Source organism: Prolixibacter sp. DSM 2831 (genome assembly GCF_056493735.1).
This window is the reverse complement of sequence record NZ_CM151379.1, coordinates 4,968,772-4,992,091: the sequence shown is the minus strand read 5'-3', so window position 1 is coordinate 4,992,091 and position 23,320 is coordinate 4,968,772. Positions and strand designations below refer to the sequence as shown.

Annotated in this window: 22 protein-coding genes; 14 read left to right on the top strand and 8 right to left on the bottom strand. The window is 44.3% G+C overall.

What is annotated here, in order from left to right:
- Position 1 precedes the first annotated feature (1 nt).
- The 4 genes from ybeY to uvrC all read left to right on the top strand — a co-directional run bounded on the left by ybeY (position 2) and on the right by uvrC (position 4,766).
- Positions 2 to 430: an rRNA maturation RNase YbeY gene (gene ybeY, locus AC060N_RS20655; protein ID WP_479525362.1), complete on the top strand. Its 429-nt coding sequence runs from the start codon at positions 2 to 4 to the stop codon at positions 428 to 430.
- Positions 431 to 442: 12 nt separating this feature from the next.
- On the top strand, positions 443 to 2,323 hold the full coding sequence (gene mnmG / locus AC060N_RS20650; RefSeq protein WP_479525361.1) for a tRNA uridine-5-carboxymethylaminomethyl(34) synthesis enzyme MnmG: 1,881 nt from the start codon (positions 443 to 445) through the stop codon (positions 2,321 to 2,323).
- 67 nt (positions 2,324 to 2,390) lie between these two features.
- Positions 2,391 to 2,924 carry an adenine phosphoribosyltransferase gene (locus tag AC060N_RS20645; RefSeq protein WP_479525360.1) on the top strand — a complete coding sequence of 178 codons (534 nt, stop codon included), beginning with the start codon at positions 2,391 to 2,393 and terminating at the stop codon, positions 2,922 to 2,924.
- Between the two features lie 9 nt (positions 2,925 to 2,933).
- Positions 2,934 to 4,766 (top strand): excinuclease ABC subunit UvrC, encoded by a 1,833-nt coding sequence (uvrC, locus tag AC060N_RS20640; RefSeq protein ID WP_479525359.1) that lies wholly within the window; start codon positions 2,934 to 2,936, stop codon positions 4,764 to 4,766.
- 27 nt (positions 4,767 to 4,793) lie between these two features.
- Here uvrC and AC060N_RS20635 read toward each other — a convergent pair whose 3' ends face one another.
- Positions 4,794 to 5,774, bottom strand: a complete 981-nt coding sequence (locus AC060N_RS20635; protein ID WP_479525358.1) for a lipoate--protein ligase — start codon at positions 5,772 to 5,774, stop codon at positions 4,794 to 4,796.
- A gap of 104 nt (positions 5,775 to 5,878) precedes the next feature.
- Here AC060N_RS20635 and dtd point away from each other — a divergent pair, with 104 nt between their 5' ends.
- From dtd to deoC, 3 genes are read left to right on the top strand one after another with little or no spacing between them, the layout of a single operon-like run.
- Entirely contained in the window at positions 5,879 to 6,331 is a 453-nt protein-coding gene (dtd, locus tag AC060N_RS20630; RefSeq protein ID WP_479525357.1) for a D-aminoacyl-tRNA deacylase, read from the top strand.
- A complete protein-coding gene (locus AC060N_RS20625) occupies positions 6,332 to 6,667 on the top strand; it encodes a nucleotide pyrophosphohydrolase (protein ID WP_246187192.1) in 336 nt (111 codons plus the stop codon).
- A 16-nt stretch (positions 6,668 to 6,683) separates the two neighbouring features.
- Positions 6,684 to 7,550 carry a deoxyribose-phosphate aldolase gene (gene deoC, locus AC060N_RS20620; protein ID WP_479525356.1) on the top strand — a complete coding sequence of 289 codons (867 nt, stop codon included), beginning with the start codon at positions 6,684 to 6,686 and terminating at the stop codon, positions 7,548 to 7,550.
- Between the two features lie 57 nt (positions 7,551 to 7,607).
- Here the strand turns inward: deoC and AC060N_RS20615 are convergent, their stop codons facing one another.
- Positions 7,608 to 8,588, bottom strand: coding sequence for a polyprenyl synthetase family protein (locus AC060N_RS20615; RefSeq protein ID WP_479525355.1), 981 nt, complete (start codon positions 8,586 to 8,588; stop codon positions 7,608 to 7,610).
- A gap of 302 nt (positions 8,589 to 8,890) precedes the next feature.
- Between AC060N_RS20615 and AC060N_RS20610 the strand changes: the two genes are divergently transcribed.
- Together AC060N_RS20610 and polA are read left to right on the top strand one after the other, a co-directional pair.
- Positions 8,891 to 9,193: an ArsR/SmtB family transcription factor gene (locus AC060N_RS20610; RefSeq protein WP_025862622.1), complete on the top strand. Its 303-nt coding sequence runs from the start codon at positions 8,891 to 8,893 to the stop codon at positions 9,191 to 9,193.
- 153 nt (positions 9,194 to 9,346) lie between these two features.
- The gene (polA, locus tag AC060N_RS20605) at positions 9,347 to 12,136 is read left to right on the top strand and encodes a DNA polymerase I (protein WP_479525354.1); all 2,790 of its coding nucleotides are present in this window, start codon (positions 9,347 to 9,349) and stop codon (positions 12,134 to 12,136) included.
- 19 nt (positions 12,137 to 12,155) lie between these two features.
- Here polA and ybaK read toward each other — a convergent pair whose 3' ends face one another.
- Both ybaK and AC060N_RS20595 read right to left on the bottom strand, forming a co-directional pair.
- Complete coding sequence (gene ybaK / locus AC060N_RS20600) at positions 12,156 to 12,626, bottom strand: Cys-tRNA(Pro) deacylase (RefSeq protein WP_479525353.1); 471 nt, start codon at positions 12,624 to 12,626, stop codon at positions 12,156 to 12,158.
- A 9-nt stretch (positions 12,627 to 12,635) separates the two neighbouring features.
- Positions 12,636 to 13,598, bottom strand: coding sequence for a tRNA dihydrouridine synthase (locus tag AC060N_RS20595; RefSeq protein WP_479525352.1), 963 nt, complete (start codon positions 13,596 to 13,598; stop codon positions 12,636 to 12,638).
- Positions 13,599 to 13,714: 116 nt separating this feature from the next.
- Between AC060N_RS20595 and AC060N_RS20590 the strand changes: the two genes are divergently transcribed.
- The 3 genes from AC060N_RS20590 to AC060N_RS20580 all read left to right on the top strand — a co-directional run bounded on the left by AC060N_RS20590 (position 13,715) and on the right by AC060N_RS20580 (position 16,074).
- A complete protein-coding gene (locus AC060N_RS20590; protein WP_479525351.1) occupies positions 13,715 to 14,797 on the top strand; it encodes a DUF4271 domain-containing protein in 1,083 nt (360 codons plus the stop codon).
- A gap of 41 nt (positions 14,798 to 14,838) precedes the next feature.
- The gene (locus tag AC060N_RS20585) at positions 14,839 to 15,588 is read left to right on the top strand and encodes a uroporphyrinogen-III synthase (RefSeq protein ID WP_479525350.1); all 750 of its coding nucleotides are present in this window, start codon (positions 14,839 to 14,841) and stop codon (positions 15,586 to 15,588) included.
- A 72-nt stretch (positions 15,589 to 15,660) separates the two neighbouring features.
- A complete protein-coding gene (locus AC060N_RS20580; protein WP_479525349.1) occupies positions 15,661 to 16,074 on the top strand; it encodes a ribonuclease P protein component in 414 nt (137 codons plus the stop codon).
- A 62-nt stretch (positions 16,075 to 16,136) separates the two neighbouring features.
- Here the strand turns inward: AC060N_RS20580 and AC060N_RS20575 are convergent, their stop codons facing one another.
- The 3 genes from AC060N_RS20575 to rsgA form a co-directional block, all read right to left on the bottom strand.
- Complete coding sequence (locus AC060N_RS20575) at positions 16,137 to 17,228, bottom strand: chorismate mutase (protein WP_463229598.1); 1,092 nt, start codon at positions 17,226 to 17,228, stop codon at positions 16,137 to 16,139.
- 4 nt (positions 17,229 to 17,232) lie between these two features.
- Positions 17,233 to 18,135: a prephenate dehydrogenase gene (locus tag AC060N_RS20570; protein WP_479525348.1), complete on the bottom strand. Its 903-nt coding sequence runs from the start codon at positions 18,133 to 18,135 to the stop codon at positions 17,233 to 17,235.
- Between the two features lie 301 nt (positions 18,136 to 18,436).
- Positions 18,437 to 19,387: a ribosome small subunit-dependent GTPase A gene (gene rsgA / locus AC060N_RS20565; RefSeq protein ID WP_106540959.1), complete on the bottom strand. Its 951-nt coding sequence runs from the start codon at positions 19,385 to 19,387 to the stop codon at positions 18,437 to 18,439.
- Between the two features lie 456 nt (positions 19,388 to 19,843).
- Here rsgA and AC060N_RS20560 point away from each other — a divergent pair, with 456 nt between their 5' ends.
- Together AC060N_RS20560 and AC060N_RS20555 are read left to right on the top strand one after the other, a co-directional pair.
- A complete protein-coding gene (locus tag AC060N_RS20560) occupies positions 19,844 to 21,529 on the top strand; it encodes a S41 family peptidase (RefSeq protein WP_479525347.1) in 1,686 nt (561 codons plus the stop codon).
- Between the two features lie 80 nt (positions 21,530 to 21,609).
- Positions 21,610 to 22,581, top strand: coding sequence for an NAD(P)-dependent oxidoreductase (locus AC060N_RS20555; RefSeq protein WP_479525346.1), 972 nt, complete (start codon positions 21,610 to 21,612; stop codon positions 22,579 to 22,581).
- A 68-nt stretch (positions 22,582 to 22,649) separates the two neighbouring features.
- Here AC060N_RS20555 and AC060N_RS20550 read toward each other — a convergent pair whose 3' ends face one another.
- On the bottom strand, positions 22,650 to 23,150 hold the full coding sequence (locus tag AC060N_RS20550; RefSeq protein WP_106540956.1) for a response regulator: 501 nt from the start codon (positions 23,148 to 23,150) through the stop codon (positions 22,650 to 22,652).
- Between the last annotated feature and the right edge of the window lie 170 nt (positions 23,151 to 23,320).

The following is a 23,320-nucleotide window of genomic DNA, read 5'->3' as shown; positions in this document are numbered from 1 at the left end:
AGTGAATATTGAGTTTTACAATGAGGATGTGGAATTTCCCCATCTCGATACTGAACGCGTTAAAAAATGGCTTGTTTTTGTTGCTAATAAGCATAAGAAAGAAATAGGTGAGCTCAGTTACATTTTCTGCAGCGATTCGTATTTGTTGGAGGTGAATCGACAATACTTAAGTCACGATTACCTGACTGATATTATTACGTTCGATTATACCGAGGGTGACACCGTGTCAGGTGATGTGTTCATCAGTACCGAAAGAGTTGCCGATAATGCTATTGAGTTTAATGTTTCTTATGATGAAGAATTGCTTCGGGTTCTCGCTCATGGTATTTTGCATTTGATAGGATTTAATGATAAAAATGAGAATGACCAGGAGGAAATGACGCAGCAAGAAAACGCGTCTATTTTAGATTATCATAATATTGAAAAATAAAGAAAAGAGAATATGCTGCCAAAATATGATGTGATAGTAGTAGGAGCCGGTCATTCCGGTAGTGAGGCTGCAGCAGCAGCAGCAAATTTGGGTTCGAAGGTTTTATTAGTGACTATGGACCTGAATAAGATTGCACAAATGAGCTGTAATCCAGCCGTTGGTGGTATTGCCAAGGGGCAGATTGTGAGAGAGATAGATGCTCTTGGTGGCTACATGGGAATTGTTACTGATCGGAGTACAATTCAGTTCAGAATGTTAAACCGTTCTAAAGGGCCTGCAATGTGGAGTCCAAGGGCTCAGTGCGACAGAATGCGATTCTCAGAGAATTGGAGATCCGTTTTAGAGGGCATTCCGAACGTCGATTTCTGGCAAGGAATGGTAAAAGACCTCATTTTCGAAGGAGATCGTGTGTGCGGAGTAAGGACTGAATTAGGTGTTGAGTTTTTTGGAAAAGCTGTTGTTTTAACGAATGGCACTTTTTTAAATGGCTTAATGCATTTTGGAAAAACGCAAATTGAAGGCGGACGCATATCAGAACCTTCCTCAAAAGGGATGTCGGCCCAGCTGTTTGATTTTGGGTTCAAAGTGGGGCGGATGAAAACGGGGACGCCAGTACGAATTGATGGTCGTTCGATTGATTTTTCGAAATTGCAGGAACAAGCCGGAGATGAATCGTACGGAAAGTTCAGTTATTTGCCCAGTTCCGATAATCAGGCATTGAAACAAAAAAGTTGTTTTATTACCTATACGAATAAGGAAGTTCATGAAGAGCTTTCTACCGGCTTTGAGTTTTCACCGTTGTTTGATGGTAGTATTGAAGGACTTGGTCCGCGGTATTGTCCAAGTATCGAAACTAAGTTGGTGACCTTTGCTGACAAGGAAAAACATCAGTTGTTTCTGGAGCCGGAAGGAGAGAGTACGATTGAATATTATCTGAATGGGTTTTCTTCATCTCTTCCCTGGGATGTTCAGATCAAAGCTATCCATAAAGTGGAAGGGTTGGAGAACGCGCGCGTACTTCGACCTGGTTACGCCATCGAGTATGATTATTTTGATCCGACACAGCTTCATCATACGTTGGAAACAAAAATGGTTTCAAATCTGTATTTTGCCGGGCAGATAAATGGAACAACAGGATATGAAGAAGCAGCTGCCCAGGGTATCATCGCAGGAATTAATGCACACCTCAAGATAAACGGGAAAGAACCGTTCACGCTCGGGCGTAATGAATCGTACATCGGTGTGCTGATCGATGATTTAGTGACTAAGGGAGTAGACGAACCTTACCGGATGTTTACCAGCCGAGCGGAATATCGGATTCTATTGCGGCAGGACGATGCCGACATTCGACTTACCGAAAAAGGGTATCAACTCGGTTTGGTAGACGAGGAGCGTTATGCTTTGTTGCAAGAGAAAATATCCTTACGCGATAAAGTGATTGATTTCTGTAAGGAGTATTCGGTGAAGCCGCAGTACATTAATGATCTTTTGGAAGAAAAGAATACCGCACCACTTAAACAGGGAACGAAATTGTTTAATTTGGTTCTTCGGCCTCAGCTAAGGATTTTTGATTTATTGGGTGCGGTTCGCGGACTGAAGAAATTGTATGATTCACTTCCTGGGGAGAGGAGAAATGAAATTTTTGAATCAGCCGAAATTCTGATGAAATATTCCGGATACATTGAAAGGGAGAAAGGAATTGCTGACAAATTGAATCGGCTCGAGAATATCAATATCACTGGTAAGTTTGATTATCTATCCTTAGAATCATTGTCCACTGAAGCCCGTCAAAAATTGGATAGAATTCAGCCGGACACCATTGGACAAGCGAGTCGGATTTCCGGTGTTTCGCCGAGTGATATAAATGTACTTTTGGTGCTTCTGGGACGGTAATGTTCCACGTGGAACATAAGCGTAAAAGTTGTAGACTTATTGATTTTCCTATATTTAAACAGCTAAAATGGCAAAAATTAATTTGGATGTTGTACAAGCATCTATCAGGAATATTCCCGACTTTCCGAAGCCGGGAATTCAATTTAAAGATGTAACCACTGCATTTAAGCAGCCCGAGCTTATGCAGTTTATTGTAAAGGAAACGGCGAATCATTATCGCGATTTGGGTATTACCCGAATTGTAGGAGTGGAGTCTCGCGGTTTTATTTTGGGAACCGCACTGGCGTATGAATTAAATGCCGGTTTTGTGCCTGTTCGTAAGCCGGGGAAATTACCAGCCGAAACCTACAAACAATCTTACGAATTAGAATACGGGACAGACACACTGGAAATGCACACCGACGCACTTTCGTCTGAAGATGTTGTTTTAATTCATGACGATTTGTTGGCTACCGGAGGAACTGTTGGTGCAACAATCGATCTGGTCCGCAAATTTGGAGTGAAGAAGATTTTCGTCAACTTTTTTGTGGAGTTGGATTTTCTGAAAGGACGGGAGAAAATCGATGAGCAAGTACCTGTTTGGTCATTGATTCATTTTTAAGCAGAGAATATGAGTGAGGAAAACCTGCGGAACGAACGATTAAAAGAATTGGTTCGGGTCCTTCCCGAATCTCCCGGGGTTTATCAGTATTTCAACTCCGATGGAAAAATCATTTATGTAGGTAAAGCCAAAAACCTCAAAAAGCGGGTTTCCTCCTATTTTACCAAACGCCACGATAACCGGAAGACTGAAATTCTGGTTCGGAAGATTGCCGATATTCAACATGTGGTGGTCGAGACAGAAGAAGATGCACTTCTCCTCGAAAATAATCTCATAAAAAAATACCAGCCGCGCTACAACGTCCTTCTCAAGGACGATAAGTCCTTTCCCTGGATTTGTATAAAAAACGAACCTTTCCCAAGAGTTTTTTCTACCCGACGAGTGATTCGTGACGGTTCTCTCTATTTCGGACCTTACACTTCGGTTGGAATGGTTCGCACTATTCTGGATGTAATCAAACAGCTTTACACCATTCGGACCTGTGGCTATAATCTGGCGCAGGAAAATATTGCGAAAGGCAAATACAAAGTTTGCCTGGAATACCATTTAGGAAATTGCAAAGGGCCATGTGAGGGACTTCAGGAAGAAGGTGAGTACAACGAGATGATTGATCAGATTAAAAATATTCTGAAAGGAAATCTGAATTCAGTCACATCACATCTCAAAACAGTCATGGATGAGTATGCTTCTTCGTATGAATTCGAAAAAGCAGCAGAAATAAAATCGAAGCTCGATATTCTCGAAAAGTACCGGAGCAAATCGACGATTGTTGGCTCATCCATTACTAATCTGGATGTTTTTTCGTTCGATGAAGATGAAAAATTTGGTTACGTCAATTTCCTGAAGGTCGTTGATGGGGCCATTATTCAGTCACACACCATCGAAATGAGGAAGCGTTTGGATGAATCAAAAGAGGAATTGTTGGCACTTGGAATTGTCGAAATTCGGCAAAAAGTATTTTCCAATGCGCGGGAAATTGTGGTTCCTTTTCATCCGGATACTGATTTCGACCAAATCAATTTTACGATTCCACAGCGCGGAGACAAGAAGAAGTTATTAGAGCTTTCGCAGAAAAATGCCCGTTTTTACAAACTTGAAAAACGAAAACAGCAGTCGCTTCGTAATCCGCAGAATAAAGTTGATCGGGTTATGGAGACCATGAAAACCGATCTACGGTTAAAAGAAGAGCCAGTTCACATTGAATGTTTTGATAACTCGAATATCCAGGGAAATTATCCAGTGGCATCATGCGTTGTTTTTCGAAATGGAAAACCGGCCAAAAGGGATTATCGGCACTTCAATATTAAAACAGTAGAAGGTCCCAATGACTTTGCCTCAATGGAGGAGATTATATTCCGTCGCTACCGTCGGTTGTTGGATGAGGAGAAGGAGTTGCCGCAGTTAATCGTCATTGATGGAGGAAAAGGACAGTTGGGCGCTGCTTTAAATTCGTTGGAAAAACTTGGTTTGAGGGGAAAAATCAGCATAATTGGAATTGCCAAAAGACTGGAAGAGATCTTTTTTCCGGGTGACAGCGTTCCCATTTATCTCGATAAAAATTCAGAGACTTTAAAGATCATTCAGCACCTGCGTGACGAAGCGCATCGGTTCGGAATTACCTTTCACCGCAATAAACGTTCTGCTGGTTTTATTAAATCGGAATTGGATAATATCCCCGGCGTTGGTCCTAAAACAGTTGAAGCACTTTTGAAGGAATTTAAGTCGCTGGAACAGATAAAAAGCCGTTCGGTGGAAGAGATAGCCGGAGTAATTGGGCAGTCAAAAGCTGAAAAGGTAATTTCTTATATGAAATCAAGTATCAGTAAATCAATTGGTAAGTAAATGTTACCTGGATTTTTAATAGCTAAACTAAAGGAAAAGGTTCAAAAATTCTGCTGCATTTATACTTTTCAGTTCATTTTCCTCCAAAAACTGCTGTAATTTTTCTTTTATGTCCTTTCGTTCATGGAAGGTGTCCATCAATTTATCAGAAAGAGCATCTATCAATTCAGGCGATAGAATCTCACTCGTCAATTCCACCGATTTTATTCTTCCTTTCTCTATTTTCAGGCTTAACGAAGCAGTTTTTCCTGAAATCACTCCGTCTTTCCGGAATACATATTTGGGCGAATAGCCGTAGTTCCATTCCCATGTTCCGAATTTTTCTTTTTGCAATTGTTCGATCGCCGCTAAATCTTCTTTCGAAAAAGTATAGGCTTCTGCATCCGGATTGACTTCGCGGATATGTCCCAAAATTTGCTGTGTGAACTCTTCAATTGAAGGAGGAGAGGAAAGGAATGAGGAAATATTGGCAACCCGGGAGCGGTTTGATTTGACTGCTTTATCCTGGAAAAACGAAGGATTCGATTTCAAAGCACTTGAAAGCTTCCCGATTTGGGAATTATAAAGCAGCGTCCCGTGCGATAAAACGCGCTTTTTGTAAACATGCATCGCATTACCTGAGATTTTTTTGCTTTTCACCAGCAAATCGTGCCGGCCCGAAAAAGTAGCTGCAATTCCAATGATCGCGAGAGCGTTGACTATCGGTTGTGTAAAACGTTTGAATGAAATATCTTCGTTGGCGGCGATATTCCGGATGAAACAGAAGTTAAGGTTTCCTGAATCATGAAAAACCGTACCCCCGCCAGACAATCGCCTAACCACTTTAATTCCATTGGTTTCAACATAGTCGAGATTGATTTCTGACAGCGTATTTTGGTGTTTACCTACAATGATTGAGGGCTCGTTGATGTAGAGAAGGAAGAACTCATCAGTGAAGTTTTTCAGCAAATATTCTTCCGATGCAATATTGAAATACGGGTCGTTCGACGATGAAACCAGGTAATACATAGCTCAATGTTTGTCAATATGCTGGCAAAAATAGGGTTTTGCGCTTAATCTTGCTTCATACGGCCGTAAATCGTTAAATTAGTGCTCCAAAATTTGGAGGTACTATGCGTGTAGTGATTCAACGGGTTAGCCGGGCTTCAGTAACTATTGATGGAAACGTTAAATCGTTCATTAATAAAGGCTTGCTTGTATTATTGGGAGTCGAAGATGCTGACGGAAAAGAAGACATTCAATGGTTGAGTAATAAAATTACTCAATTAAGAGTATTTAATGATGACAATGATGTCATGAATCTTTCAGTTAAAGATGTTGATGGAGAACTGCTTGTTGTTAGTCAGTTTACGCTTCACGCGAAAACGAAGAAAGGAAACAGGCCATCCTATATCACAGCCGCCAAACCGGAAATTTCCGTGCCGATGTACGAAGCTTTCATAGAACAATTATCGAAGGATTTGGGTAAAGAGGTACAGACAGGAGAGTTTGGCGCGCATATGGACGTAGAGTTGGTGAACGACGGGCCGGTTACAATTCTCATCGATACCAAAAACAAGGAATAAATGGAAGAACAGGTGACGCTGCAGGAAGCGCAAACGATGGTGGACGACTGGATTAAAAAGTACGGAGTCCGCTATTTTAGTGAGTTGACCAATATGGCTATCCTGACGGAAGAAGTGGGAGAGCTGGCCCGCATTATTTCGCGGAAATATGGCGATCAGTCATTCAAAAAAGGCGAAGATGGCAGTAAATTAGCCGACGAAATGGCCGACGTGCTTTGGGTGCTGCTTTGTCTGGCCAATCAAACCGGAGTAGACATTACATCGGCATTCCGGAAGAACCTGGAAAAGAAAACCAATCGCGATAGCGAGCGACATAAGAATAATCAAAAATTATAAACATAAAGTTTCTACAATGAAATCCATCAACGGTTTCGATCGCAAATTTGCGGACGAAGAAGTAAAACAAGCCATTGAAAATGTGCTGAATAAATATGCCGGTAACCGGAATGACGAAACGCTGGAACTGGCTTTCTCGTGTATTGACCTGACCACGTTAAACTCGACAGATACCGAGGAACGCGGAAAGCAGTTCGCCGACAATGTTTCCAATTTCAAGGAGCAGTTTCCCGGATTGGCGAACGTAGGCGCTATTTGCGTTTATCCGAAACTGGTTCAGGTAGTCCGGAAAAACCTGAAAGCAGAAGGAGTGAATATCGCTGCGGTTTCAGCTGGTTTTCCTTCATCGATGACGTTTGCCGATGTGAAGGTGATGGAAACAAAGAAAACCGTAGAAGTGGGCGCTGACGAAATTGACATTGTCATTTCCATTGGCGATTTTCTGGCCGGAAACTACGAATTTGTTTTTGACGAAATCAAGCAATTGAGAGAAGCTTGCGGAAAAGCACACTTGAAAGTTATCCTGGAAACAGGAGCATTGAAAACACCGGAAGCCATCTGGAAAGCTTCGTTGATTGCGATGCATGCCGGAGCTGATTTCATCAAAACCTCTACTGGAAAAATGGATCCGGCGGCCACATTGGAAGCAGCTTGGGTCATGACGACAGCCATTAAGCATTACCATGAAGAAACCGGCCGCAAAGTTGGATTTAAGCCTGCCGGCGGAATTTCAACAGCCGATGAAGCATTGCAGTATTTGACGGTTGTAAAAGAAGTGTTAGGTGAGGAGTGGATGAATAACAAACTCTTCCGTATTGGTGCCAGTCGACTGGCAAATAACTTATTAACGGAAATGGTAGGAGAAGAGGTTAAATACTTCTGATTTCTGACGAAAATACAACAGCCCCGTAAAACGTCATTTCGGCGCTTTTTACGGGGTTTATTTGTTTCGGTCGGTAATATAGTAGATGTACTGCTGAAGAGACGTTTTTACGTCCGAATCAGGGTAATCAGCCAGAATATTCAACGCTTTGTCGCGGTAGTCGAGCATCACCTGGTGTGCATACTCAATTCCGCCTTTCGATTTCACAAACGTGACAACCTGCTCAATATCTTCCGCTGATTTGATTCGTTTTTTCACGATTTTCAGAATTTTCTTTCGCTCACCGTTTTCCGATTGATTCAATGCATGAATGAGTGGCAGCGTCATCTTCTTCTCGCGGATGTCATTCCCGGTAGGTTTCCCCACCATGTTAGTTTTCTCGTAATCGAATAGATCATCTTTAATCTGAAAAGCAACTCCGGCTAATTCGCCCAGTTCCCGCATCCGCGAAATAACATCTTTATTGGTTGTCACCGAACTGGCGCCAACAGCAGCGCTGGTAGCCAGTAATGAAGCAGTTTTCTTCCGGATAATTTCGAAATAAACCTCTTCAGTTATGTCTTGTTTTCGGGCTTTTTCAATCTGAAGAATCTCACCTTCACTCATGTCGCCCACGGCTTTCGAAATCAATTGAAGGAAATCGTAGTCTTCGTGGTCGATGGACCAAAGCATGCCTTTTGCCAGAATGAAATCACCAACCAGAACAGCCAGCTTATTCCGCCAGATGGCGTTTACCGAGAAAAATCCGCGACGCTGATAAGACTCGTCCACTACGTCGTCGTGCACCAGTGTTGCCGTGTGAAGTAACTCGATGGTTAACGCCGCATGATAAGTCCGTGTATTGAAGGTCCCGTTGAGCTTGGCGGTCAGAAAAACCAGCATCGGGCGCATTTGCTTACCCTTGCGCCTGAGAATATAATTAATAATCGAGTTAAGCAGGGGAATATCCGTTTTCGTAGACTTACGAAAAAACGGTTCGAAACCTTTAAGCTCTTCAGCTATTGGATTCTTTATTTGATCAATGGAAATAGTTGGCATCTTTATCGTACTATCCTTATAATCCGCAACGTCCAAAGGTAAGAATTAATTTGATCTGCGAATGTTAACTTGTTTTGAAACTTTCTAAATTACTGATTAGCAATAAAATAGAATGTTTTTATAAATAAATGTTAAGCTTTGATATTCAATGTTTTATAACATATTTTTCATAATAGGGAATGTAATTGCACAGTTGCTCAGGCGTCAAGAAGGTGATACCAGTACAATATATTTATATATTTGCATTTCTTGATGATATATATTACGTAACCTGAATGATAACTTGTTAAAATGCTTTTTAGATGAATATAACTGAACTTGAAAGCGAAAAACTGGAAAAAGCTGCCAATATGTTGAAAGCAATTGCGCACCCGATGCGCATTGCCATACTCAGCTTTTTGGAGGGGGACACAAAACTTACCGTAACAGAAATTCACGAACGACTCGGAATAGAGCAGTCCACTACCTCGCACCATCTCGGAATTTTAAAAGATAAAGGTGTTCTTTGCTCGCAGCGCGATGGAAAAAATACCTTCTACTTTCTGAAGCACGAAAGCCTGAGTAAACTGGTTGATTGTATTGGCCAGTGTACCTGCAGTGAATAAACAACGAATTGCGATAACCGCCGCCCTGCTTACCGGGGCGGTTTTTTTTTGCCTTTACTTTCCGTAGATTTGGCCATCTGAGCCCTGTGAAATACTTGACAAAGCAGGCGCTTTGCTGTAACTTCATTCCGATAACTCAAGAAAATCAAGACAATGGCCGAAAAAAATCCGAAACGACTGTTTCTGCTCGATGCATATGCACTGATTTACCGCTCTTACTTTGCATTCATCAAAAATCCGCGCTACAACTCCAAAGGCTTAAATACTTCGGCCATTATGGGATTTTTGAATACCCTGGAGCAAATTCTGAAACAGGAAGATCCCAGTCACATTGCAGTGGCTTTTGATTTGAAAGCACCCACGTTTCGTCATGAAATGTACGAGCCTTACAAAGCCAACCGCGAAGAGATGCCGGAAGATTTGCGGAAATCCATTCCCTACATCCGTCAGCTGATTGAAGCCTATCATATTCCGATTGTCGAACGCGAAGGTTTCGAAGCGGATGATGTCATCGGAACATTGGCCAAATCAGCCGAAAAAGAAGGCTATGAAGTTTTCATGGTGACTCCCGATAAGGACTACGCGCAGCTGGTTTCGGAGAACATTTTCATGTACAAGCCGAAGCGTAGCGGAAACGATTTGGAAGTGTGGGGACTGAAAGAAGTGAGCGAAAATTTCCAGGTTGAAAAGCCCGAACAGGTGATCGATATTCTCGGATTGATGGGCGATACCGCAGATAACATTCCCGGTTGTCCCGGAATTGGCCCCAAAACGGCCATGAAGCTGATTTCGGATTTTGCCAGCGTGGATGGAGTCTATCAGAATATCGATAAACTGAAAGGTAAACAAAAAGAGCGCCTGGTGGAAAACGAAGAACAGGTCCGGATTTCCAGGAAACTGGCGAAAATTATTTTGGATGTTCCGCTGGATGCGACGCCGGATGGTTTGGTGCGTACCGAACCGGACAAAACTGTGTTGCGCGATTTGTTCAGTGAACTGGAATTCAAAACACTCGCGAAACGTATTTTGAACGAAGAGATTCCGGTGCAACAAGAAAATAATTTTCAGCAGGGAACGCTGTTTGGTGCACCCGAATCGCCTCAGGAACCGGAAATGGCACCAGAAAATATTTCGGATATTAACTCAACGGATCACGAGTATTTTCTGATGGATACGCCGGAATTGCGTGCCGACTTACGGGCGGATTTGTGTGTGCTGAAAGAGTTCTGTTTCGATACCGAAACCACCGATATCGATCCGCACACGGCACAACTGGTCGGAATGTCTTTTTCGTGGAAAGACCACGAAGCTTTTTATGTGCCGGTTCCAGCCGACCAGGAAGAAGCGCAGGCGTTGGTGGACGAATTCCGCTCCATTTTTGCCGATGAGCGCATCATGAAAATTGGTCAGAATATCAAGTACGATATCCTGGTGATGGGAAATTACGGCATCGAGGTGAAAGGCGAAATTTTCGACACGATGATTGCTCATTACCTGGTTCAGCCCGAATTGCGCCACAACCTCGATTACCTGAGCGAGTTGTTCCTTGGCTACAAAAAAGTGGCGACTGAAGAGCTGATTGGAAAGAAAGGAAAGAACCAGCGTTCGATGCGCGATGTGGCTGTTTCCAAGATAAAAGAATATGCCGGCGAAGATGCGGACATTACCTGGCAGCTGAAACCTATCCTGGCCCGTGAACTGGAAAAAGCCGGCGTGGAAAAACTGTTCCGTGAGGTGGAAATGCCTCTGCTGACCGTGCTGGTCGCCATGGAGCAGGCCGGTGTGAAAATCGATAAGGAAGCATTGGACGCTTACGCAGAAGAACTCCGTGAGCAAATCATCACATTGGAAAAAGACATTCATCAATTGGCCGGCGAGGATTTCAATGTATCATCGCCGAAACAGTTGGGCGTAATTCTCTTCGAAAAGCTGAAGCTGGACAGCAAAGCCAAGAAGACAAAGACCAAGCAATATTCGACCAACGAGGAGACGCTGGTCAAGTTGCAGGACAAGCATGAGATTGTGGGAAAGGTGCTTGATTATCGTGGCTTGAAGAAATTATTGAGCACGTACGTGGAAGCGCTGCCTAAGCTGATCAATGCACGAACCGGAAAAATTCACACATCGTTCAACCAGGCCATTGCGGCAACCGGGCGTTTGAGCTCGAACAATCCCAACCTGCAGAATATTCCCATTCGGGATGAAAATGGTCGGGAAATCCGGAAAGCATTTGTTCCCTCAGATGACGAGCATGTTTACCTTTCAGCCGACTATTCTCAAATTGAATTGCGCATCATGGCTGCCATTTCAGGCGACAAAGCCATGATGGAAGCTTTCCGAAACGGTGAGGACATTCACGCGACAACTGCTGCGAAGATTTATGGCGTCCCGTTGAATGAGGTCACATCCGACATGCGTCGGAAGGCCAAAACGGCCAATTTCGGCATCATTTACGGAATTTCAGCCTTCGGCTTATCGCAAAGGTTGAATATTCCGAGAACGGAAGCAAAACAGCTTATTGACGGCTATTTTGAGAACTTCAGTCGCGTGAAGCAGTTCATGGATGAGCAAATTCATAATGCCCGTGAAAAAGGCTACGTGGAAACGTTAATGGGACGGAAGCGCTATCTACCCGATATTAATTCGGGCAATGCGGTGGTGCGCGGGGTTGCCGAACGGAACGCCATCAACGCGCCAATTCAGGGTTCAGCAGCTGACGTCATCAAAGTGGCGATGATCAACATTCACAGGAAAATGCAGGAGAAAGGACTAAAATCGAAGATGATGCTGCAGGTGCATGATGAATTGAACTTTGATGCGCTGAAAGACGAACTGGAAGTGTTGAAAAAGCTGGTCAAACACGAAATGGAACACGCCGTAGAGCTGAACGTACCGCTGACGGTTGATATGCAGTCGGCCGCCAACTGGCTCGAGGCTCACTGATAAGATTTCTGCCGGGGCGTCAGGTGAGCGATACCACTTGTGCCCCGGTTACTTTTTGCAAATCGGCGGGAGCGAGACGAAGTTGCAACCCGCGCTGTCCAGCGCTAATGAAAATCTCCTCCAGTTCGAATGCCGATTCGTCGATGAAAACCGGGTAATTCTTTTTCATTCCTAACGGGGAACAACCGCCCCGAATGTAGCCGGTAAGCGGCTCCAATTCCTTCATTAAAACCATTGCCACCTTTTTGTTTCCGCTGGCTTTGGCTGCTTTTTTCAAATCGAGGGAACCCGCGCCCGGAATCACGCACACAAAAATCCCGTTTCGATCGCCGCGAGCCACCAGCGTTTTGTAGACTTTTTCTACCGGAAATCCGGAAACTTCAGCCAGATGTTCGGCACTCAAATCATTTTCATCTACCGTATATTCAGCCAGTTGGTAGCTGATTTTCTGGCGGTCGAGGATGCGGGCTGCGTTGGTTTTTTTCATCATTCTCTCTTTTTACCATTCAAACTGACGAAGAGCCTGGCTCACTGCTTCATCATATTTTGCTTCGGACGTGGCTTTCTTCACTTTCTTGAATGCCTTTCGCGGCTCCGGAAAGCTTTCGCTGAAATAGCTCCAAAACTTAATCATACGCATATGTTGGTGGCTAAATCCGCTTAGTTTCTCAGCGTAAGCGGAATAAATTTCAGCATGAAATTCCCGGAGAAGCTGAATTTTCTTTTTTTCCGCTACAGCGGAAGTATCATTTATTTCCGAAGCCAGAAAAGGATTCTGCAGAATTCCACGGCCAATCATGAGCGTGGAAATATTTTCCCGGAAGGTAAAATCCCTGGCGTCGTCGGCAGTCACTACATCTCCGTTGTAAATCAGCGGACGCTGGCAAATTTCTTTGGCTTCTGCGAATAATTTCCGGTCGGCTTCGCCTTTGTACAAATCTTTGGCAATGCGGGGATGCAGGATGACTTCGGTTACCGGGAAATCGTTGAGCACTTGCAGAACAGGGAAGAGTTCCTCTCTCGACTCCAGGCCCGCCCGCAGTTTCACCGAAAGGGTAATTTCAGGAATGGCAAATGCTTTGTCGAGTATTTCTCTGATTTTCTCAGGATGAGGCAGAAGTCCGGCCCCCCGTCCACGACGCGTTACCATCGGGTAAGGACAACCCAGGTTCCAGTTCATTTCGCGGTAACCCAACTCCTTGATTTTATTGGCCAGCAAAACAAATTCGTCGATTGTGCCGGCCAGAATTTGCGGAACCGGTAAAACATCCGGGTTGTTTTCCGGCAGAATATCCCGCCAGGTTGATTTCTTCACCGAACCATCGTTTTGGAGGACGAGGTAGGGAGCAAAATATTTGTCCACTCCGCCGAACAACCGGAAATGTGCGTTTCGGTAAACGGCATCGGTATATTCCTGCAACGGCGCGAGGTAGATTGGAATGGGATTCTTTTCTGCTTTCATTCCTGCAAAAATAAAGAGGATTCCCGGTCGGTGGTCACACGAATTGAAAAATGTGAGCCTGTATTGCATTATCCAATATTTTATATCTTTGCAGAGCCTGAAAAGTGCCTTATTTTATGGTGATTTCCCCTTTATTACAAAGTCAGCAAAGTGATTCTCTGCGAGTGGACTCGCTGGTGCAGCCGATTCAAACCGAGACGCACCAGGACACAGCCAAGCCGGTTCTGAAAGTTCAGAGCCAGACGACTGTCGATACCTCAGCTGCCCGGATATTCCGGCAGATGGCCATCCGGGATTCAATCGCGAAAGCGCAGGCCGAGCAGGCTGCCAGGCGAAAAGCCCGCGCGGTGCGACAAGCGCGAATCAAGGCACAGCAAAAACAAGACTCGATTCAGGCGGCACAACAAGCCCAGGCAAGCGATACGCTGATGGTCCACCAGGACTCACTTCAGGTCGATTCGCTTACTGCGGTTCAGGATACGCTGCACCAGGATACTCTGACGACGGAATTGCCCATGATCCCGGTAGGTAAGGAAGGAAAGGAATTCGCTTCCGTTCGGCAGGACTGGTTATTGGGAGTTATTTTGTTGGCATTGATTCTTTTTGCATCGGTCCGGTTGGTTTTTGGTAAATACCTCAATCACCTGTTTACCAGTTTGATTAACTATTCTACAGCCAGCCGGCTTTTCCGCGAACGCGGTTACAAAATTTCCCATGGTTCTTTCCGTTTGGATGTGATGTCACTTGTTGTGACGTCGGTTTTCGTTTATCAAATTTCCAATCACGACGGAAGTTTTTCCTGGCTTGGACTGGGAGGCTACAAGCTATTGATCAGCTACTTTGTTTTGTTGGGGGCTTACGGTATCGGAAAGATGATTTTATATCATTTGAGCGGTGCTCTGTTTATGCGGGGAGCAGTGGTTTCGGAAGTGTTTTTTAACTACGGAATATATACCAAAGCTTTAGGAATTTTTCTGCTACCCATCATAATTGTGACGTCTTTGGCTCCCGAGTGGTCAAAAATTATGTTTGTAGCTGGAATATCGATTACCGTTGTACTCTATGCGGCATCGCTGATCCGGGGAGCACTGGTCGCTCTCAGAAATGGTATTTCTATATTCTATTTGATTTTGTACCTTTGTATCCTTGAAATTTTTCCGTTGCTTTTGGTTTATAAGCTCATTTTCGGGCAGGTATAAATCAACACGCAAACGTTTTTCACCCAAAAAATCTTGAAAAATTGAAGATCAAGAGCATTTTAGTATCGCAACCAGAACCTACTTCAGCTCGATCTCCCTACAAAGATCTTGCTGAAAAAAACCATTTGAAGATTGATTTTCGCCCGTTTATTCAGGTAGAAGGAATATCTTCAAAAGATTTTAGAAAAGAGCGCATACAGATTCTGGATCACACAGCGGTTATCTTCACCAGTAGAACCGCTATCGACCATTTCTTCCGTATTGCTCAGGAACTGCGCATTACCGTTCCCGATTCCATGAAGTATTTCTGTATTTCGGAAGCGACCGCCTTCTACCTTCAGAAATACATCGTTTACCGGAAGAGAAAGATTTTTTACGGCAATGGAAGATTTGCCGATTTGGTTGACATCCTTAAGAAACATAAGGATGAAAAATACATCATCCCGCTTTCCGATATCCATAAGGCGGAAATCCCTGAATTACTGGATAAAGCAAAGCTGAAGTACACCAAGGCGATCATGTATCGCACGGTCAGTAGCGACCTTTCGGATTTGAAAGATGTGAATTACGACATTCTCGTATTCTTCAGTCCGTCCGGTATTAAGTCATTGCTGCAGAACTTTCCTGATTTTGAGCAGAATGATACCAAGATTGCTACCTTTGGTCCATCCACTGCCAAGGCAGTTCGCGAAGCCGGCCTGAGACTGGATATCGAAGCTCCGGTCCCTGACGCGCCTTCCATGACCATGGCATTGGAGAAATATGTGAAGGATTTTAACAACAAGAAATAAATCAAAGCTTTCAAATAGCTTCGGAGAGAAAGGGGGATGGTTATTCCCCCTTTTTTGTACCGAAAAAAACGTATGGCACGTTATACTTTTCATAAAGAAGAACGGCTTTGCAGCCGGAAGCTTATCGGAACGTTGTTTGAGTCCGGTCGGTCGTTTCTTTGCTATCCGCTGAAGGTTGTCTACTATACTCCGGAGGGCTGGGAGGGAGATTTTCCGGTGCAGGCAGGATTTACGGTTCCAAAGAAAAATTTTAAACGTGCCGTAAAACGGAATCTTTTAAAGCGCAGGATACGTGAGGCGTATCGTTTGCGAAAGCATGAGTTGTACGAGTACCTCGAGACCACAGAGCAGCAACTGGCAGTGATGTTTATTTACGTGGGAAAAGAGCCGTTAAGCTATCGCAAGATTGAAGGTAGCGTACAAAAAGCTATCAACCGTTTGAAAAAGGAACTGACCAAGAGTTCCGGTGCTGAAAAAAAGGCATAAAAAAACACGGGCAAAAGCGTGTTTGGTGCTTTGGGGCCCGTGTTATCTGACTGGTGAATAGGTTATTTCTTCTCAATCAATTCAGTTTGCTGACGTACCGAATCTTCGTGAATCAGCTGGAACAGAATCTTGATAAATGTTTCGTCGAGGTGTAATTTGCCGGCCAGATTGGTGCGGTCGTCCATCATCTGAGCCCACCGGTTAATCTGAAGTGCCGTTACTTTATTCTGCTTCTTATACTCACCGATTTGTTTCACCAATTCCATCCGTGAAGCGAGAATTTCCATCATTTCGTGGTCAATCTGGTCGATACGCCCACGCAACTCTTCGAGTTTATTTTCGAAGTTCGGATCGTCCGAGCTGGCATATTTAATTACCAGTTCATCCAGTATTTTACCCAGATCGGCGGGAGTAACCTGTTGTGCTTTGTCACTCAACGCGCAGGAGGGATCGATGTGGGATTCAAGCATCAGGCCATCCAGTCCCATATCGAATACTTTTTGCGAGATCTCCAGCAAATATTCACGTTTTCCGGCAATGTGGCTCGGATCACCGATAATCGGGAGATTGGGCAGCAATCGTTTCAGTTCGATAACCGTTTTCCAACCGGGGTAGTTTCGATATTTCGATTCCCGGAAGGGAGTAAAACCACGGTGAATAGCCACCAGGTTTTTAATTCCGGCCTGATTCAGGCGTTCCAACGCACCTACCCAGAGTTGAACATCCGGGTTCACCGGATTCTTTACCATTACAGTCTGGTCAGTCCCTTTGAGTACATCGGCAATTTCCTGCACGGTGAAGGGGGAAGCGGTCGAACGGGCGCCAATCCACATCACATCGATACCGGCTTTCAGGCACTCTTCCACATGTTGAGCGTTGGCCACTTCCGTTCCGACCGGTAAACCGGTCTCTTCTTTGATCCGTTTCATCCACTCAAGCCCGATAGAACCAACACCTTCGAAAGAGCCAGGACGGGTACGGGGTTTCCAGATTCCGCCGCGATAGACAAATACGCGTTTGTCTTTAGCCAGTTCACGGGCAGTCGCCAGTGCCTGTTCTTCTGTTTCGAGGCTGCAAGGACCGGCAACCAGCAGGGGATTGTCGATGTTAGGCAGCCAGTGGCTTATGGGCATGATATCCAATTCAGCAACCATTGGGTCAATTTTTAGGAGTAAATAATTGAATTATTGTTTTTTCTTTTTTTGTCATTGATTGATTTCCGCCGTCGAGCACGCTGCGAATTCCATTGGCGTGTTTGATGAGCTCCATCATTTCGCCGGCATCTTCGTTTTGAATGCTCTTTTTAAAGGCTTCCAGGTGCTTTTGGTACTCACCGATGGCCTCCACCATGTAATCGCGGTTTTGATGGAAAATAGGGCCCCACATTTCCGGCGAACTTTTGGCCAGACGCACAGTGGAACGAAATCCACCGGAGGCCAGGTCGAAAATGATACTCCGGTCTTCTTTGGCCAATACGGCGTTAGCCAGGGCAAAAGCAGTAACGTGTGGCAAATGCGAAACAAACGCCGTGTTGTGGTCTTGTTCGTCACTGCTCATGTAAGCGGTTGACATCCCGATGGATTGATACATTTTTTCAATCAGCGCCACATGTTGCGGACGGGATTTTTCCTGGTCGCAAATGATGCAGATTTTTTCTTCGAACAAATTCTCGATAGCAGCAACCGGACCGCTGTTTTCTGTTCCCGACATCGGGTGGGAGGGCACGTAATTACCTCGCCTCGGATGATTTTCAACCAGACTGACAATTTCTCGTTTGGTCGAACCTACATCGGTGACGGTTGTATTTTCCGGAATCAAATCCAGTACTTTCGGAAGAACGATTTTGATTTTATCCACCGGAATGGCGATAATCACGAGGTCGGTTTGTTGAACAGCGGCTTCCAACTCCTCATAACGGTCGGCAATTCCCAGTTCAACAGCCTTCTTCCCGTGTTCGGGATTGCTGTCGACACCCACAATTTCCGTGGCAAAGCCGGTTCGTTTCAGGTCTTTGGCAATGGAGCCGCCAATTAATCCAAGTCCGATAATCGTTACATTCATAGTGGCAATATCTTAAATTCGTTATTTGCTAGAAGTTAGACATAAAAAAAGGTCCCCAATCATCTTGGGGACCTTTCTGTTTCATATCGTTTCGTTTCAGACAATACTTTACCGGTCGATCCCCGCTTTGAGGCCGAAATAATAAAACCAGTAATAAAAGCTATTGTTCTGAAATTGATTCATCGCTTTGTTTTTTCTCTTGGTGTCAAAGTAAAACTTAAAAATCTAAAAAAACAAATGCATTTTCCTTTCGGAATGAAAATTTGTGATGATTTTAACACTAAGGTAACTTAACAACGTTTTATTTCCAGATGTCGGGACGATACTTGGTGTCTTCTCCGAGCACCAGCGAAAGATACGACTCGTAGCGTGTCACCGGGATTTCTCCGGCTTCGAGAGCGGCTTTCACGGCACAACCCGGTTCATGTATGTGTGTGCAGTTGTGGTAACGACAATCTTTCAGCAATTTAAAAATCTCGGGAAAGAAGTGTGAGATTTCTTCCTTTTCCATATCGATCACGCCAAAACCGCGGATTCCGGGCGTATCGATGAGGTAGCCACCACCATGCATTTCAAACATTTCGGAAAAAGTCGTGGTATGTTTTCCTTGGCGGTGATAATCGGAAATTTGTGCTGTTTTCAAATCCAGTTCCGGATCGAGACGGTTGATGATGCTCGATTTTCCTACGCCGGAGTGGCCGGACAGAACATTGATTTTCCCGCGCATGTCATCGCGAAGCGTATCGATATTAAAGTTCTTTTCAGCCGACACCTGGTAGCATTTGTAACCGATTTCTTCGTAAGTCCACAGGTATTCTTCCAGTTTCTGGTAATCTTTCTCGTTGTAGATGTCGAGTTTGTTAATCACCAGGCTGGCCGGAATCCGGTATGCTTCGGCCGTAACCAGGAAGCGGTCAATAAATCCCGGTAGGGTAACCGGGTCTTTGATAGTGATGATGAGGAAAGCCTGGTCGATGTTGGCGGCAATAATCTGGCTCTCTTTCGATAGGTTGGAGGCTTTCCGGATAATGTAATTACGGCGTTCCTCAATGTCGGTGATTACCCCGATTGTGTTGTGTGATTCGTTTTCTTCGACCCGATAGGTCACGCGGTCCCCAACGGCTACCGGATTGGTGGTACGAATTCCTTTCATGCGGAATTTACCTTTAATCCGGCAATCGATTATCTCTCCGCTTTCCGTTTTCACGGAATACCAACTGCCTGTTGAGCGTATGACCAGTCCTTTTTCCAAACTCTTGTAATTTATCGGATAAAACAAGTTGATGTCTAAAACCGTTTCAAAGTAAATGAAAAATAGCGTTATCAGGAAGTTGACAGGACAACAGAGGCTTTTTCATTCAGGGTAAGCCTTTGTTAACATGGGGTTGGGCCTGATAACATCTCTTAACAGGAAAATTGACGATTGGTAATTTTGGTTTTATTACCTTTGCTTGATTCCAATTTTTATGAGGAGTAAATTACAGATTGATAATCCATTCGAACTTTTACGGGCAAATTGGTAATTTGACTAATGCTCCGTTGCAGACCAATAAACGGATGGGATATCGTATATAGGCGTTAAAAATAAAAACAAATATTGCGAGTGGGACGGGCCAAAAGCAACCAACGTTCACGAAAGGTTGCTGAGAGTATGGCGTACCCGGAGTTATCCGGGACTATCTGACCCCTGAAAAGAAAAAAAGAACACATGAAAAAAAGACGATTTCTGAAAACGGGCCTGGCGTCCTTACTGGTACTGGTATTGGCCTTTTCCTTCTGGGGATTTAACCGCGATCAGAAGAATTTCCAGATTGCTAAAAACCTGGATATCTACTATACGCTGTTCAGGGAATTGAATCTATTCTACGTGGATCCAATTGACCCCGGAAAACTGGTCAAAGAGAGTATTGACGACATGCTTTCCTCACTTGATCCTTATACTGTCTACATTCCGGAATCGGAAATGGAAGACTTCAATTTCATGACCACCGGTGAGTATGCCGGTATCGGTGCGCTTATCAGCAAACATGGCGATCAGATTGTAGTTGCTGAGCCGTACAAAGGATTTCCGGCGCAGAAAGCTGGCCTGAAAGCTGGCGATGTTTTCGTTGAAGTAGACGGAAAAAAGACAGCCGACATGAAAGTATCCGATGTTTCGGAATTGCTGAAAGGCCCGGCAAATAAGCCTATTCGTTTGACAATGCAGCGTCCCGGCGAGAAAAAGCCGTACGAAGTGAGCATTGTTCGTCAGAAAATACAAATCAATCCGGTTCCTTATTACGGAATGCTGGATGACAGCATCGGTTATATCCGGCTTCACAGCTTCACTGCAAATTGCGGCGATGATGTGAAAAATGCGCTGCTCGATCTGCGCAACAACAAACACGCAAAAAAACTGGTACTCGACTTGCGCGGAAACCCAGGCGGTTTGCTGGTGGAAGCAGTGAAGATTGCCAATCTGTTTGTTAACCAGGGGCAGGAAATTGTCAGTACGCGTGGAAAAGTAGCTCAGTGGGATAAAACGTACCGGGCAACCGAAGAACCGGTCGACACCATTATGCCATTGGTTATCCTGGTGAACCGCGGTTCTGCTTCGGCTTCCGAAATTGTCACCGGTTCGATGCAGGATTTGGACCGGGCAGTGGTGATGGGAACGCGGACCTTCGGAAAGGGTTTGGTACAAACCACCCGCGATTTGAGTTATAACTCAAAACTGAAAGTAACCACGGCTAAGTACTACATTCCCAGTGGTCGTTGTATTCAGGCATTAGACTATGCACACCGCAATCCTGACGGAAGTGTGGGAACGATTCCGGATTCATTGATTTCGAAATTCAGCACCAAGCACGGACGTACCGTATTTGATGGCGGAGGCATTTCACCTGACGTGAAAATCAATCAGGATCAACTGAGCAACATGGTCGTGCAGTTGGTACAGAAGTTTATGATTTTCGATTTTGCCACGCATTTTGCCAATACGCATTCCAAGATTGCTCCTGCTGACGAATTCACCATCACCGATGATATTTACAATCAGTTCAAGGACTACGTCAAAGAACATCACTTTACGTACGAATCGAAAAGTGAACAGGCTTTGCAGGATCTGATTGAAACAGCGAAGAAGGAGAAATATTACGACGGAGCTGCAGACGCTTTCAAAACGTTACATGCCGATCTGTCGCATAATATCGATCAGGATTTGACCCGTTTCAGCGGCGACATCAAAGATTTACTGCGCGACGAGATTGTATCGCGGTACTATTATCAGAGTGGCGCTATTCAGACATCCATGAGAGATGACAAGGATATTGAAGCAGCAATTAAACTCTTACATAATCCTGCTAAGTACAAAGCGTTACTGGCACCGGATAATGTAATCAGTGCAATGAAATAATTTGTTAATTTTAAGAATAGGAAATGCCCGCTTGTCGGGCATTTTTTCTTTGCAGGAAATAACTTTTCAATTAACCGAATATGAAACCTAAGATTTTAATTACGTACCGGATTCCGAAGGAAGGTATCCGGGAGCTGGAAGAGAAATTTGATGTCGTTTATCCTGAAAAAGAAGAATTTTCTCCTGCTGACATCGAAGAACTAATCGTTGATTGCGATGCTGTTTTGTCGGTCTTTATTCGCCCGATAAATGCCGAATTGATAGCAAGTGCACCGAAGTTGAAAATCATAGCCAATTTCGGGGTGGGGTACAACAACATCGATGTGGCGGAGGCAACCCGTCGTGGAATTGCGGTTTGTAACACACCTAACGCAGTAACCGAACCAACAGCGGAAATGGCTCTGGGATTGGTGCTCGCTGTAATGCGCCGCATCGCTGAGACCGACCGTAACTTGCGTACGAATCCCGATTTTCAGTGGGGAATGATGCGTAACCTGGGCTTCGGTTTAACCGGAAAAACATTGGGAATTATTGGCATGGGAAGAATCGGAAGAGCATTGGCCCGGCGGGCGGTAGCTTCAGGAATGGAAATTATCTACAACAATCGAAATCGCCTGGATGAGTCGCTGGAAAAGCCACTCAATGCGACCTACGTCTCGATGGACGAATTGCTGAAGCGCTCAGACGTGATTTCGGTGAATACGCCATTGACCGGGGAAACGCATCATCTTTTAAGCGAAAATGAGATGCAAAAAATGAAGAACGGCGTTTTTGTGGTCAATACCGCGAGAGGACCGGTGATCGACGAAAAAATGCTGGTTAAATACCTTCAGAACGGAAAGATTGCCGGTGCTGGCCTGGACGTGTTTGAAGAAGAACCGAAGATTACAAAAGAGCTTTTTGAGATGGAAAATGTGGTTCTCACACCGCACAACGCAACCGGAACCATCGAAACACGGATTGAAACAGCCCGCGAAGCTTCGCAAAACATTATCGGTTTCTTTTCAGGAAGAAAAGATATTTCGATTGTCAATCCGGAAATTTTCGCATAAAAATATCCCGCTGAAAATCGTCAGAGTAACGAAGATCAGCGGGATATCACATACATGCAAATAGGATCTTACCACTCAAATTCCGTTGGGAAGAATACGGTAAGACTTAAAATGAGTATGATAATGACCACCAGCGCAACAAAGAAAAGCGTTACTCCCATCTTGTAACGTTTGTTGCTTTTAACCAGTTGTTGTACCGAGATAATCTTGGTGATCTTATTGACGATTTTTTTCAGTGCCATCTGGTCTTTCACAATGTAGTCGTAGGCACCGTATTTCATGGTATTAATAGCGACATCAATGCTGTCTTGTCCCGAAAGGAAAATGAATTCTATTTCGGGATGTACTTTTTTTGCGGCTTTCAGTACGTCTATACCGTTCATTCCCTCCAACAGATAGTCCTGAATAATGATATCTGGTTTTTTATCCAGGGCGTTCAGACAATCTTCACCACTGGTATAAGTTTCTACCCGATTGAATTTTTTAGAGCGTAGATAACTAACAACAAGTTTGTTGTAAACCTGATTGTCTTCAACAACGAAAATTAAGGGATCCTTAAGATTTTGCATGTCTGCCTGATTTTGATTTAGTCGCAATTGCGATGATGAAACGCTGTGTAATAACTATCAAATTGTTGTTTTCAGAAATAGAGTGAAGATAATAATTTTTTATGATTACCATCTTGAATATCTAATTCTCTACTACAACGTGGTTTTAAGATTATTTATTACCAAGAAAG

Coding starts and splice junctions, on each gene's coding strand:
- mnmG (WP_479525361.1), top strand. CDS start 443: ATGCTGCCAAAATATGATGTGATAGTAGTAGGAGCCGGTCATTCCGGT.
- AC060N_RS20645 (WP_479525360.1), top strand. CDS start 2,391: ATGGCAAAAATTAATTTGGATGTTGTACAAGCATCTATCAGGAATATT.
- uvrC (WP_479525359.1), top strand. CDS start 2,934: ATGAGTGAGGAAAACCTGCGGAACGAACGATTAAAAGAATTGGTTCGG.
- AC060N_RS20635 (WP_479525358.1), bottom strand. CDS start 5,774: ATGTATTACCTGGTTTCATCGTCGAACGACCCGTATTTCAATATTGCA.
- dtd (WP_479525357.1), top strand. CDS start 5,879: ATGCGTGTAGTGATTCAACGGGTTAGCCGGGCTTCAGTAACTATTGAT.
- AC060N_RS20625 (WP_246187192.1), top strand. CDS start 6,332: ATGGAAGAACAGGTGACGCTGCAGGAAGCGCAAACGATGGTGGACGAC.
- deoC (WP_479525356.1), top strand. CDS start 6,684: ATGAAATCCATCAACGGTTTCGATCGCAAATTTGCGGACGAAGAAGTA.
- AC060N_RS20615 (WP_479525355.1), bottom strand. CDS start 8,588: ATGCCAACTATTTCCATTGATCAAATAAAGAATCCAATAGCTGAAGAG.
- AC060N_RS20610 (WP_025862622.1), top strand. CDS start 8,891: ATGAATATAACTGAACTTGAAAGCGAAAAACTGGAAAAAGCTGCCAAT.
- polA (WP_479525354.1), top strand. CDS start 9,347: ATGGCCGAAAAAAATCCGAAACGACTGTTTCTGCTCGATGCATATGCA.
- ybaK (WP_479525353.1), bottom strand. CDS start 12,626: ATGATGAAAAAAACCAACGCAGCCCGCATCCTCGACCGCCAGAAAATC.
- AC060N_RS20595 (WP_479525352.1), bottom strand. CDS start 13,598: ATGAAAGCAGAAAAGAATCCCATTCCAATCTACCTCGCGCCGTTGCAG.
- AC060N_RS20590 (WP_479525351.1), top strand. CDS start 13,715: ATGGTGATTTCCCCTTTATTACAAAGTCAGCAAAGTGATTCTCTGCGA.
- AC060N_RS20580 (WP_479525349.1), top strand. CDS start 15,661: ATGGCACGTTATACTTTTCATAAAGAAGAACGGCTTTGCAGCCGGAAG.
- AC060N_RS20575 (WP_463229598.1), bottom strand. CDS start 17,228: ATGGTTGCTGAATTGGATATCATGCCCATAAGCCACTGGCTGCCTAAC.
- AC060N_RS20570 (WP_479525348.1), bottom strand. CDS start 18,135: ATGAATGTAACGATTATCGGACTTGGATTAATTGGCGGCTCCATTGCC.
- AC060N_RS20560 (WP_479525347.1), top strand. CDS start 19,844: ATGAAAAAAAGACGATTTCTGAAAACGGGCCTGGCGTCCTTACTGGTA.
- AC060N_RS20555 (WP_479525346.1), top strand. CDS start 21,610: ATGAAACCTAAGATTTTAATTACGTACCGGATTCCGAAGGAAGGTATC.
- AC060N_RS20550 (WP_106540956.1), bottom strand. CDS start 23,150: ATGCAAAATCTTAAGGATCCCTTAATTTTCGTTGTTGAAGACAATCAG.